Raw genomic sequence first — 10663 nt, 5'->3', positions numbered from 1 at the left:
CGCCACCGAAACCCCATCAACGCCCTGGTCCACATCCTCTCAGGTCTGACCGCCTACACCTTTCTCGACCACAAAAACAAAAAGTTTAACCTCGCCAGAACATTGGCTTAATTCCCGAGTTCACGCTTAATTAGCTCAGGAAGGCCGTTTTTATTCGAATAATTGAGGAATGCTAAATAAGATCTACAACTGTCTGAACAAAGCAAGCTACTATTCCTCCGGCTGTTGCTCATTGGGCTCTACGGCGCCTTCTCTTACACAGAAAATGCTGCCTTCTATGGCAAGATCGGCTTTAGGGAAAATTGCCTGCGCTTCCTGTAGCAGGGGGGTAAGGTCTTTGTATCTTACAGAAAAATGACCGAGGAGCAAGTGCCGTACTTCTGCGGCTAATGCCATTTGGGCTGCCTGTTTAGCTGTGCTATGAAAGGTGTAATGCGCTCGGTCGCGTAAGTCGTCGGTAAAGGTGGCTTCGTGGTAGAGCAAATCTGCGTGTTGCAGGTAAGGGACCAGTTCTGGGTTGAAGCGTGTGTCGGAGCAATAGGCGTAGCTGCGTTGGGCCTTCGGCTCCAGCGTTACGTCCTGGTTCCGAAGCAGCAGTTTGCCGTGTTGGTCGTATATGTCTTCTCCTTTTTTCAGGCTTACCAGTTGTTGGGGCGTGAGGTAAGTTGGCAGCTTCTCTTTAATGAGTGGCCGTGGTTTAGGCTTTTCTCTGAATAGAAACCCCCAGCAGGGCACCCTGTGCTGCATCGGCAAGGTGTGCACGGTAATATCCTTATCTTCATAAATAAGTTCATGCTCCAGGGTGTCTAACTCTCTGAATACAAGGTCAAAGCAGAGGTTGGTGCCGGAGTAGCGAAACTGAAGGGTGAGAATTTCAGAAAGGCCGGGAGGGCCAAATAGGTGTAGAGGANTCTCTGAATACAAGGTCAAAGCAGAGGTTGGTGCCGGAGTAGCGAAACTGAAGGGTGAGAATTTCAGAAAGGCCGGGAGGGCCAAATAGGTGTAGAGGAGTTTGCCGGCCGTTCAGGTGCATGGTGGAGAGCAAGCTCACAAGACCGAAATAGTGGTCGCCGTGGAGGTGGCTGATGTAGATATTACAAATGCGCTGATGCTTTATCTTGTAAAGCATCAGCTGCATTTGTGTTCCCTCACCGCAATCTATCAGGTGATACTGATTGCCGATGGTTAATACCTGTGCGGTATGGTGCCTGTTTGCCGATGGAGTGGCCGAAGAACTTCCTAAAATTCTGAGCTCGAAATCCACGCAGGCTTTACAGATTAGTCTTCTTTTTTAGTTAAGTCCTGCTCAATCTCGTGCAGAAACACACGGTCGATAGCCTCTTCTACAGTTGGCAGAATATTCAGCACCGACTCCAGTTTAGAAATAGTGATCAGCTTCATTACATGGTCTTGCAAACCGGTTAAAATCAGCAAGCCGTTTGTGGAGTTGCATAATCTGTTGGCAATTAAGATAGAACTCAGGCCAGAGGAATCTGTGTATTTTACATTAGACATGTCCAGTATCAGATTCGTGATTCCCTCAGCGTTCAACTTCACAAACTCAGACTTCAGGTCTGGAGCAATAGAAGTATCCAACTTCTTCTCATCTATCGTAATGGTAGTATAGTTCTCTTTTTTATCAATCGTGTACTTCATGTGTCTAGCAGTAAAGATTTAAATGCGAATGTACCAAAATCTACTCTAAAAATTTAGTAAGTTAGGGTAAAATGTTTTCTTTTACACTATTTTCGATGCTATTTATAGCATTGTCTAGCGCTCTTTTCTCGAACTGGCGACCAGTTACTACCTCAAACAATTCGATATAACGCTCCGAAATGTTGCTTACTACTTCATCTGTCATATCAGGCACCGACTGTCCTTCTTTTCCCTGAAAACCGTTCTCAATGAGCCACTGGCGTACAAACTCTTTGGAGAGTTGTTTCTGCGGTTCGCCCTTTTCCTGGCGTTCTGCGTACCTATCGCTATAAAAATAGCGGGAGGAGTCTGGCGTATGGATCTCATCGATCAGGTAAACCTGCCCGTTGCTTTTTCCGAACTCATACTTTGTGTCTACCAGAATAAGGCCTTGCTTGGCAGCCAACTCGGTACCACGGGCAAATAATTTTCTGGTGTAAAGTTCTAAATTAAGATAATCCTGCTCAGATACAAGCCCTGACCTCAAAATATCTTCACGGGATATGTCTTCGTCGTGGCCCTGGTCAGCTTTTGTAGTAGGTGTTATAATGGGCTCCGGCAGCTTGTCGTTTTCACGCAGGCCATCCGGGAGTTGCACACCACACACTTGTCGCTTGCCGGCCCTGTACTCGCGCCAGGCATGGCCCGCCAAATAACCTCTAATCACCATTTCTACCTTAAACGGTTCGCAGTGGTGACCTATTGTTACATTTGGGTCCGGGGTAGAGATTACCCAGTTCGGAACAATATCGGTTGTTGCCTGCAAAAAATGGCTGGCAATCTGGTTTAATACCTGGCCTTTGTAAGGGATTGCACGTGGCAGTACCACATCAAAAGCAGAAATCCGGTCGGTGGCGATTATAGCCAGCTTGTCGTTAAAGTAATAAACATCACGGACTTTGCCTCTATAAAACCCAGTTTGTCCGGTAAAGGAGAAGTTAGTTTCTTTTATAGCCTCCATTAATTTTTCGGGATTGTAGAAAGGCAAAGTTATGTATATTTTATAGGTCTGAAAATTATTGTGTATTAATATAACGTGCTGCCTGGGTGTGATACGTATGTTTCAACACGATTTATATGGTTATCTTATACTAGCTGGTGTATATTTAGTTTTATATTTTTATATATATAAGTTGTATTATAAGATTAATAATTACTCTTTATAACACCCCCGATAGGATGATATTTATACCACTCTTGAAAATAGCCAATTCAAAAATAGAACCGGAATAAGAGCATATAGTTTTACCCCAACCAAAAAAAGATCTCTAGTGCCTGGTTTTCTGATTATTAAAATGAAAAAGTCTTTCCGGAGCACTTTTAGCTAAGGTGCCCCCAGGCTTGTCATTCTGAGTAAACGGTGCTGCTTCAGCATCCAGTCGGCCTAAAGTGCATTTTGCCTCCAAGCTCTCCGGAAGGCCTTTTTTGTTATAATAATTGGGCTTGGCTCACTTAGCAAATTGTAGCGGTTACAGGCGCTAAAGCAACCTTATAGCAAGAGGTATACGAGGCCGTAGAGCAAGCAAAGGTCTGCAACTTGGTGAGCGTAAGGGTGCTGGACAAAAAGCTTATTTCTGAAAAAGGAGATATTTTTTTTGGATTTACGCGTTGCAGCCCTTAATATTGCAACATCAAGTCAATTATCCCTTCAGGATTTTGATTTATAAAGAAGAGTGGAGAGACAGGCTCTGTGAAACTCTAGCAACCTAACTGCCAAGGTAAAGGTGCTAATTCCTGATTCCGAAAAGTTCGGAAGAATATAAATTGATAACGCAATGAAAAAGGGAATCAAGAAAACACGGTATTATTTTGTATTTACGCCTGCAGAAAATCTGTTCAGGGCTTTCCATTTCTCATCCAGAAGAGCAATGCTGCTACAAGGCACCTGTTGCTGTTGTTAAATTTTTTCCACGTTCGTGTTTGATAAAGTTTAACTGCCGCAGACACTCCTGCTGTTCCTGAACATACTACACGCACCTGCAGAACCTTGTAAATTCATTCCTGATCTTTTAAATCAATAGATACATAATACATGGCTGATAACTTACACTTCGAAACCCTACAGCTGCACGCTGGCCAGGAAGTAGACCCTACCACCCTCTCCAGGGCTGTGCCTATTTACCAAACAACCTCCTACGTTTTTAAAAATGCAGAGCATGGCGCCAACCTCTTTGCCCTGAAGGAGTTCGGAAATATCTATACCCGCATTATGAACCCTACCACCGATGTGTTCGAAAAACGCATCGCGGCTCTGGAAGGGGGAGTAGCAGCCGTGGCCGTGTCTTCTGGTCAGGCGGCGCAGTTTCTGGCCCTGAACAACATTCTGGAAGCCGGCGATAATTTCGTATCCACTAAATTTCTGTATGGTGGCACCTACAACCAGTTCAAGGTTTCGTTTAAGCGCTTAGGCATACAAGCCCGCTTTGCCGAAAACGACGAAGTAGAGAGCTATGAGAAACTGATTGATGATAAAACCAAAGCCATTTACCTCGAAACGATAGGCAACCCACGCTTTAACATTCCAGATTTTGAAGCCATCGCCGCACTTGCCCGCAAGCACGACTTGCCGCTTGTAGTAGACAATACCTTTGGGGCAGGAGGTTACCTGTTCCGCCCGTTGGAGCATGGTGCCAATGTAGTAGTGGAGTCTGCCACCAAATGGATCGGCGGCCACGGAACCAGCATCGGGGGCGTTATTGTTGATGGCGGAAACTACAACTGGGGCAACGGCAAGTTCAGAGCTTTCTCTGAGCCGGCAGAAGGGTACCATGGCTTAAATTTCTGGGAAGTGTTCGGCTCCGACGGGCCATTTGGAAACATTGCCTTTGCCATTCGCGCCCGAGTAGAGGGTCTTCGTGATTTTGGTCCGGCCTTGAGTCCGTTCAACTCTTTCCTGCTGCTGCAGGGCCTCGAAACACTGTCGTTGCGTGTCGACAGAACGGTACAGAATGCACTGGAACTGGCGCAGTGGCTGGAGCAACACGAGCAGGTGGAATCGGTTAATTATCCAGGCTTGGAGAGTAGCAGCTACCACGAACTTGCCAAAAAATACCTCAAACGAGGTTTCGGAGGAGTTTTCTCTTTCCGCCTGAAAGGATCGAAAGAGCAGGCCGTGAAATTTGTAGACAGCCTGCAGCTTGTAAGCAACCTGGCCAATGTTGGCGATGCCAAAACACTGATTATTCATCCGGCCTCTACCACGCACCAGCAGCTTTCTGACGAAGAACAAGTTGGAGCGGGCGTAGAACCAACCATGCTGCGTGTGTCTGCCGGTATCGAGCACATTCAGGATATTAAAGCAGATTTTGAGCAGGCTTTTGCAAAAGTGCTGGCAACAGCAGAAGAGCCTGTAACTAACTAGACTAATAAGAATGCCACAGCACCATCTATACCATTACCATCAAGATTTCAGGCTGGAGTCGGGCACCGTTTTGCCCGGCTTCGAGCTTGCTTATACCACCTATGGCCAGCTGAACCCACAGCGCGACAATGTGGTATGGGTGTGCCATGCCCTTACCGGCAATTCCGATTTTACCGACTGGTGGTGCGGTCTTATTGGTGAAGGTAAATTGTATGACCCTGCTGACTGGTTTATAATATGTGCCAATACGCTTGGCGGCTGCTATGGCTCCACCGGGCCATTATCGCTTAATCCTGAAACGGGAAAGCCTTATTTCCATGACTTCCCTTTTATAACTAACCGCGACATTGTAGCTGCTTTCGAGCTGCTGCGGCAGGAGTTGGGGCTGGAGCACGTGCACACTATTTTAGGCGGCTCCCTGGGCGGGCAACATGCCCTGGAGTGGGCCATTTTGCGCCCATCCGTTTTTCAGCGTATGATTCATGTGGCCTCTAATGCACGTCATTCTGCCTGGGGCATCGCCTTTAACGAGAGCCAGCGCATGGCCATTCGGTTAGACCCCACCTGGGCCACTAACACCGAAACAGCCGGACTGGAAGGCATGAAAATAGCACGCTCTATTGCCATGCTATCGTATCGCCATTACGCCTCTTACGACAAAACCCAGCAGGAGCCCGGCAACAGTATTACCGACAACTACCGCGCCTCCTCTTACCAGGTGTACCAGGGCGAGAAGCTGGCAAAACGCTTTAATGCTTACACCTACTGGATTCTTTCCAAAGCCATGGATTCGCACAATGTGGCCCGTGAAAGGGGCAGCGCCGAACAAGCGCTGAGCCAGATAAAAGCCAGGTCGCTGTTTATTGGTGTAGATACTGATGTGCTGTTTCCGGTAGAGGAGCAGAAATTTTTACATGAGCATGTAGCCGGATCATCTTTTGCCCTGATCCGGTCCGATTTTGGGCACGATGGTTTTCTGGTAGAAACAGACCAGATTACCAGTTCTATCAACAAATTTTACGAAGACGAAACTGTAGAAGCATTATTATATGAAGATAAGGAACGATAAGAGAAGAATTGGGATATTTGGATTTGGGTGTGTAGGGCAAGGCTTGTATGATATAATTCAGGCTAACCCGCAGTATGGTCTGGAAGTAGCAAGCATTTGCGTAAAAACCAGAAACAAACAACGCTCCCTGCCAGCATCCGCCTTCTCCTACGATCCAAATCAACTGCTGCACGACGAGAGCATCGATATTTTTGCTGAATTGATCAGCGATGCAGACGAAGCTTTAACAATAGTGCGACACCTGCTGAAAGCTGGTAAAACAGTGGTGTCGGCTAACAAAAAAATGGTAGCCGAAAACCTGTCAGAGTTATTGCAGCTTCAGCAGCAGTATGGCGGCGTGTTGCTTTACGAAGCAGCTGTGTGTGGCAGCATACCTATAGTGCGCCTGCTCGATTCTTATTTTGGGGCAGAGCCCCTGAAGCAGGTGAGCGGCGTCTTAAACGGTTCCTCTAATTACATCCTGAGCAAACTGTACTACGAAGGCATTAGCTACCAGGAGGCGCTGGCGCAGGCACAGGCACTTGGCTTTGCCGAAGCCGATCCAACACTCGATGTGCAGGGTAACGACGCGCTTAATAAGCTGTGCATAGTGGCAGCGCATGCTTTTGGACAAGTGGTGCATCCGGAGGAGGTGTTGTGTTTTGGCATGCAGCACATTCATGCTGAAGATGTGGCGCTGGCACAGGCCATTGGCGCTAAAATAAAATTAGTGGCATCTGCACAGCAAGCTGCAGGCCAGCAACTGCGGCTGCAGGTACTACCTGCCTTTGTGCTGTCGGGAAATGAGTTATTTACGGTAGATGCCGAGTTTAATGGGGTGCAGGTAGAGGCTGAGTTTGCCGGAACACAGTTTTTGAAAGGACGCGGAGCCGGAAGCCATCCTACTGGGTCTGCTGTATGGGCCGATGTGGCTGCCGCCCTCTCAGGTTTTAGATACAGTTACTCCAAAAAACAAACAGCAACAGCAGGAAGGGGAGAGACCGAAGTCGTGAACCTTTACATACGGGCCGCAGAAGCCGCTTTGTTAGAAAATCTGCCTTTACAGGAAGTGCTGTCGCTAACCGATGCCACCCACCAAGTGCAAGTTATTTGCTCTATTTCTGTTAGTGAACTGCGCAAGCACCAAGAAGTGATAGAAAAAGCAGGAATTTTTGTGGCAAGCTTACCAATAGGCTTAAACAAAGAAGAACTTTTGGCAGCCTCCACCGAGCGATACTTGTCTTTCGTATAGCTTTCATTAAAAGATACCATTCTTGATAAAGGTAAAATGTAGTTAGTAATCCTTTACTAACAAGCGTTTTACCTTTATTTGTTTTGTTGAAATCAGTTATTTGGGATGTTATAAAGATATGGTGCCTAATACAATTATTTACATCATATTTTACATAAAAAATCATAGCTATTTCTTTTGAGCGGACGTACAAGTAAGTATCTGAAATTGATAAATCCTGTACGCTCATGAGAATACTATTATCACTTATAGCTGTTGTAGCAAGCACCCTGGTTTTCCCTTCATGCAAGGATACCACCGTATCGCCACTTAAACATGTTCGTTTTGATCCTGAGCTACTGAACAGGTTAGAAATAGCTGATTCGTCCTCGCTTGTTATAGCAAATCCTGCTGGAATGCAGCTCAATACGAAGCAGGTGCAGGTAATATTTCGCGAAAATACTTCGTTTGCTCAACAGCAGGAGTTGCTGAACAAATATGGCTTTGTACAGCATATCGGCATGGCAACACCGGCAAATTCTTCTTTAGCACACACGTTAGATTTAGTAGATGGTCTTGATAATCAACAGGTTAGTAAGGTGTTGCACCTGTTGGAAAAAGATCCAGCCATTGTAGCTGCCAAACCAACTTTCAGAGCTCAGTAGGTATTCTGTACTTTAGGAGTTAACATGAAGTGCAGTTTTCAATAGAAGCATCTTTTTATATATAAATCTCCTACCAATTGGTAGCAAAAAAAGCCCTGGCTCTTTTACAAGGACCAGGGCTTTTGGATATTGCGGTATACCGATTTCTATTGATTTAGATACAATACCTGGGCTTTGTCGCGGAGGTTGTACTGCGAGGTCATGACTTCGCCGTACGCCCCAGCCGTGCGAATGGCAATCAAATCTCCACGGTTTGTTTCTGGTAATAACACAGCTTTTCCGAAACAGTCTGACGACTCGCAGATCGGGCCAACCACATCGTACTTATTTTCTGGCTGGTTGCTGCTCAGGTTTTCTATTTTGTGGTACGACTGGTAGAGGGCAGGGCGTATAAGCTCGGTCATGCCAGCATCTAGAATAGCGAAATTGGTTGTTTTGCCATGCTTGATGTAAAGCACGCGCGATACAAGAGTACCGCACTGAGCCACCAGCGACCGGCCAAGCTCAAAGTGAACCTGCTGCCCTGGCTTTACCTCCAGGAACTGGTTGAACAGACTGAAATAAGCTTCAAAATCAGGTATCAGCTGCTCATCCGGGTGGTAATAGTCTACTCCTAAACCTCCGCCTACATTTATGTGCTCCAACTCCACGTTGTGCGACAGAAACCACTCCTGAAACTCATTTACACGAGTGCACAGGTTTTTGAAAGAAGACAGATCAGTAATCTGTGACCCAATGTGAAAGTGCAGACCAGTTAATTTCAGGTTCTCCAATTCCTTTAGTTGCCCCAGCACTTCTGGTAACTCCCAGGCATTAATGCCGAACTTGTTTTCCTCAAGGCCGGTAGTAATGTATTTGTGCGTGTTGGCGTTTACGTTCGGGTTTATACGAAGTGCAATGCGCGCTGTTTTACCTTTAGCTGCTGCCAATTCGTTGAGTATGGCTAACTCATGCAAAGACTCACAGTTAAAGCAGAAAATATCTTTATCGAGGGCAAAGTTAATTTCTGCATCTGATTTGCCTACTCCTGCAAATACCACATGATCTGGGCTAAAGCCGTTTTCGATGGCACACTTTATTTCGTTGCCACTCACACAGTCTGCTCCAAACCCGTGCGCCTTTACTTCAGCAAGCACAGGGGCATTTGTATTTGCTTTAAAAGCATAATGTACCTGGTAACCGTATTTAGACGATTCTGACTGAGCCTTTGCAAGTGTCTGGCGCAGCAGTTCAAGATCATACACATACAAAGGGGTGTCGTGCTGCTGCAGTTTCTGCAGATGATCTTTAAGCATTGGTTGTACTCCTTTCAAAAATATTGTCGTTGAGCAGGTTAAGTGCTTTTACTTTATCTGTGGTGTTTATCAGCAGGCTGATGTTGTTACGGCTTCCGCCATAGGAGATCATGCGCAACTGAATGTCCTGCAGGGCCTGGAAGATTTTCAGGCTGGTGCCGCTACGCTGCGAAATAAAGTCGCCCACCACGCACACAATGGTTTGCTCCTGGTCTACGTCTACCTGCCCAAACTCTTTTAACTCAGCTACAATTTCGTTGAGGTATTTTGGGTTGTCGATGGTAAGCGACACGGCTACTTCAGAAGTTGTAATCATGTCGATTGGCGTTTTGTACCGTTCGAATACCTCGAAAACACTACGCAGGAAGCCGTACGCCAGCAGCATACGACCAGACTTGATCTTAATAGCAATAATATCGTCTTTTGCCGCCACAGCCTTAATACTGCCACCCTCTGTTCTGGCAGAAATGGTGGTGCCTTTGGCTTCTGGCTGCATGGTGTTGAGCAACTTAACCGGAATGTTCTTCTGCTTTGCTGGCAGCACGCTGGACGGATGAAGAATCTTCGCCCCAAAATAAGCCAGTTCAGCAGCCTCATCGAACGACAGCTCCGCAATAGGGTAGGTGTTTTTTACCACCCGCGGGTCGTTGTTGTGCATGCCGTCGATATCGGTCCATATCTGAATTTCGGAGGCATCGATGGCCGCGCCAATCAGGGAGGCGGAGTAGTCGGAGCCACCACGCTTCAAGTTGTCTATTTCGCCAAAAGCATTGCGGCAAATGTAACCCTGGGTAATAAACAGGTTTATTCCAGCGTACTTATCAAGTTCCGTACGAATGTGCTTGGCAATATAATCTGCATCTGGCTCTTCGTTCTCGTCTATTTTCATGAAGCTCAGGGCTGGCAGCAGCACCGATTCCACGCCTTGCTCTTCCAGGAAAAACTGGAACAAAGCTGTAGAAAGCAGTTCTCCTTGTGCCAGAATGGCTCTTTCTTCATGTACAGTAAAGAGATCCTGGGTAAAGGCTCTGATATAATCGAAATGGTTAGCGATTAACTCGAAGGCCTGTTTTTTCTTGCTGTCGGTGGCGTAGAGTACATCTACTACCTGTTTATATTTTTCGTAAAGCGCTTCAATCAGCGCATTCGCTTCCTCATTGTTGTTCTGGTGCAGCTGTTCGGCTATTTGCACCAGGTTGTTTGTAGTACCAGACATAGCTGATAGTACTACAATTTTAGGCTCTCCATCATTGATAAGGGCCATTACAGCCTTCATTCTTTCGGCAGAGCCTACGGAGGTACCTCCAAATTTTAAGATTTTCATGTTACAGGTATGAAAATGAGTTTGTTAAAAATCGTCTGCAAAAG

At 46.3% G+C, this 10663-nt stretch carries 8 protein-coding genes and 1 riboswitch; of the genes, 4 read left to right on the top strand and 4 right to left on the bottom strand.

What is annotated here, in order from left to right:
* Window positions 1-1278 precede the first annotated feature (1278 nt).
* The gene (locus ACMA1I_RS22310) at window positions 1279-1656 is read right to left on the bottom strand and encodes an STAS domain-containing protein (RefSeq protein ID WP_147920874.1); all 378 of its coding nucleotides are present in this window, start codon (window positions 1654-1656) and stop codon (window positions 1279-1281) included.
* A gap of 61 nt (window positions 1657-1717) precedes the next feature.
* On the bottom strand, window positions 1718-2656 hold the full coding sequence (locus tag ACMA1I_RS22305) for a phosphoribosylaminoimidazolesuccinocarboxamide synthase (protein WP_337070708.1): 939 nt from the start codon (window positions 2654-2656) through the stop codon (window positions 1718-1720).
* Between the two features lie 697 nt (window positions 2657-3353).
* A riboswitch (SAM riboswitch) is annotated at window positions 3354-3461 on the top strand.
* A gap of 266 nt (window positions 3462-3727) precedes the next feature.
* Here ACMA1I_RS22305 and ACMA1I_RS22300 point away from each other — a divergent pair.
* From ACMA1I_RS22300 to ACMA1I_RS22285, 4 genes are all read left to right on the top strand, one after another.
* Entirely contained in the window at window positions 3728-5056 is a 1329-nt protein-coding gene (locus ACMA1I_RS22300; protein WP_337070706.1) for an O-acetylhomoserine aminocarboxypropyltransferase/cysteine synthase, read from the top strand.
* Between the two features lie 10 nt (window positions 5057-5066).
* A complete protein-coding gene (gene metX, locus ACMA1I_RS22295) occupies window positions 5067-6125 on the top strand; it encodes a homoserine O-acetyltransferase MetX (RefSeq protein ID WP_337070705.1) in 1059 nt (352 codons plus the stop codon).
* A complete protein-coding gene (locus ACMA1I_RS22290; RefSeq protein WP_337070704.1) occupies window positions 6106-7356 on the top strand; it encodes a homoserine dehydrogenase in 1251 nt (416 codons plus the stop codon). The genes metX and ACMA1I_RS22290 overlap by 20 nt, the downstream gene beginning before the upstream one ends.
* 227 nt (window positions 7357-7583) lie before the next feature.
* The gene (locus ACMA1I_RS22285) at window positions 7584-8000 is read left to right on the top strand and encodes a hypothetical protein (protein ID WP_337070703.1); all 417 of its coding nucleotides are present in this window, start codon (window positions 7584-7586) and stop codon (window positions 7998-8000) included.
* A gap of 146 nt (window positions 8001-8146) precedes the next feature.
* On the opposite strand, the gene lysA is transcribed toward ACMA1I_RS22285, so the two are convergent.
* The gene (gene lysA, locus ACMA1I_RS22280; RefSeq protein ID WP_337070702.1) at window positions 8147-9295 is read right to left on the bottom strand and encodes a diaminopimelate decarboxylase; all 1149 of its coding nucleotides are present in this window, start codon (window positions 9293-9295) and stop codon (window positions 8147-8149) included.
* Window positions 9288-10619 carry an aspartate kinase gene (locus tag ACMA1I_RS22275; RefSeq protein WP_337070701.1) on the bottom strand — a complete coding sequence of 444 codons (1332 nt, stop codon included), beginning with the start codon at window positions 10617-10619 and terminating at the stop codon, window positions 9288-9290. Before ACMA1I_RS22275 ends, lysA begins: the two co-directional genes overlap by 8 nt.
* Window positions 10620-10663: the final 44 nt, after the last annotated feature.

Source organism: Pontibacter sp. 13R65 (assembly GCF_047525655.1).
GTDB lineage: Bacteria > Bacteroidota > Bacteroidia > Cytophagales > Hymenobacteraceae > Pontibacter.
Note: the sequence above shows the minus strand (reverse complement) of the source record. Positions and strands in the feature narration are given on the sequence as shown.

Excerpts from the sequence above, each read along its gene's own strand:
- ACMA1I_RS22310 (WP_147920874.1), bottom strand. The coding sequence starts at position 1,656 with ATGAAGTACACGATTGATAAAAAAGAGAACTATACTACCATTACGATA.
- ACMA1I_RS22305 (WP_337070708.1), bottom strand. The coding sequence starts at position 2,656 with ATGGAGGCTATAAAAGAAACTAACTTCTCCTTTACCGGACAAACTGGG.
- ACMA1I_RS22300 (WP_337070706.1), top strand. The coding sequence starts at position 3,728 with ATGGCTGATAACTTACACTTCGAAACCCTACAGCTGCACGCTGGCCAG.
- metX (WP_337070705.1), top strand. The coding sequence starts at position 5,067 with ATGCCACAGCACCATCTATACCATTACCATCAAGATTTCAGGCTGGAG.
- ACMA1I_RS22290 (WP_337070704.1), top strand. The coding sequence starts at position 6,106 with ATGAAGATAAGGAACGATAAGAGAAGAATTGGGATATTTGGATTTGGG.
- ACMA1I_RS22285 (WP_337070703.1), top strand. The coding sequence starts at position 7,584 with ATGAGAATACTATTATCACTTATAGCTGTTGTAGCAAGCACCCTGGTT.
- lysA (WP_337070702.1), bottom strand. The coding sequence starts at position 9,295 with ATGCTTAAAGATCATCTGCAGAAACTGCAGCAGCACGACACCCCTTTG.
- ACMA1I_RS22275 (WP_337070701.1), bottom strand. The coding sequence starts at position 10,619 with ATGAAAATCTTAAAATTTGGAGGTACCTCCGTAGGCTCTGCCGAAAGA.